Raw genomic sequence first — 1542 nt, 5'->3', positions numbered from 1 at the left:
GGCACGGCCTGGCCGACCCGCTCGGTACCGGACCGTCGCACCCCGCCGCCGCCGAACTCGCCGCCTGGGTCGCCGCGCGCGGGCGTAGCGGTGTCCAGGCAGCGGTGGTGGACCTCGGCCCGGGAGACCCGCCCGCCCACCTGCCGCTGCTCCGGCCGGGCGTGACGTACGGCAGGCGGGGCCGCCGCTGGTGGGCCCTGCTGCCCCGGCCCGTGCCCCTCGGCCCGCCCACCGAGGTCACCGGCGGGCCGAACGCGCTGGTGGTCGCCGACGTCCCCGCCGGGCGGGCCGTCGCCGCCGGCCTGGCGAGCGCCGGTGTCCGCGTGGTCGGCAGCGTCACCGACGGCCCGCGCCCCGCCGAACTCGTGCCCCGGACGGTCGCGGGCGACGCGCCCTGGCGTCCGGCGGACTCCCGCCTGTCCGCGCGCCCCGACCTGATCGCCGCGCTGAACCGCTACGCGGGCGGCCTGATGGGCCGCTTTCTGCTCGACCGGGCCGGAACCCGGCAGATGTTCACCCCCGGCGAGCTGCGCCGCCGTCTCGACCCCGGGGACCGCATCCCGCGCATGGCGGAGTTCGTGATCCGCTCGGCGGTCGAGGAGGGGTTCCTGCACGAAGGGCCGGACGGCCACCGGGTGGCCGCAGGCGCCCCTGACCTGGTCGCCGCCGCGCTCGACGCCCGCCGGGAGCTGGCGGAGGTCACGGGCGGGGTCCGCATGCTCGACCGGATCGCCGACGCCCTGCCGCACGTCTTCGACGGCGAACGCGAGCCGGTCGCCGTCCTGTGGCCCGACGGCGACGAGAGCATGCTCCGCGCCCACCTGGGCGACTGCCAGGTCGAGATCTACGACGGGGCGGCCTGCCTGGCCGCGCTGCGCCGTTCGGTGCGCGACATCCACGCCCGATGGGGCGGCGGCCCGCTGCGCATCCTGGAGATCGGCGCGGGACACGGCGGCTTCACCTGGCCGCTGATCGACGACTGGCCCGGCCGGGAGAACGTCGACTACCACTTCACCGACATCAGCACGCTGCTGGTGCGCCGCGCCGCCAAACGGGCCGCCGACCGCGACATCACCGGCATGCGCTTTTCCACCTACGACATCACCCGCGACCCGATCGCCCAGGGCCTGCCCGCGGGCGGCTTCGACCTGGTGATCGCCTACAACGTGATCCACGTCGCGCCGTCCGTGCACGCCGCGCTGCGCCGGATCGGCGGGCTGCTCAGCCCGGCGGGCATGCTGGCCATGGTCGAGGTCACCCAGGTGGACCGCTGGAGCCACCTGCTGTGGGGGCTGGCCCCTGGCTGGTGGGCGTTCGACGACGACCTGCGCCGGGACTCGATCCACCTCGACGCCCCGACCTGGGAACGGGTGCTGCACGAGTCCGGGATGCCGCGCGTCGCCCTCGTCCCGGGCGACCCCGAGTTCGACCACACCCTGATCCTCGCCGCCCCCGACCACCGTCCGGCCCCCGAAGACGCCGACGCGCTGGTGTACCTGGTGACCGGCGGGGACATGGCGGCGGCGTCTTCGGGGGCCGGAC

General features: G+C 76.3%; 1 protein-coding gene. It reads left to right on the top strand.

The genetic code is table 11. The features are described 5' to 3' along the window. Nucleotides 1-1542: class I SAM-dependent methyltransferase (locus C1I98_RS38745; protein ID WP_146607927.1), on the top strand; the 1542-nt coding region annotated here is incomplete at both ends.

Origin of the sequence: Spongiactinospora gelatinilytica, assembly GCF_003236385.1 — a bacterium.
Classification (GTDB): domain Bacteria; phylum Actinomycetota; class Actinomycetes; order Streptosporangiales; family Streptosporangiaceae; genus Spongiactinospora; species Spongiactinospora gelatinilytica.
Note: the sequence above shows the minus strand (reverse complement) of the source record. Positions and strands in the feature narration are given on the sequence as shown.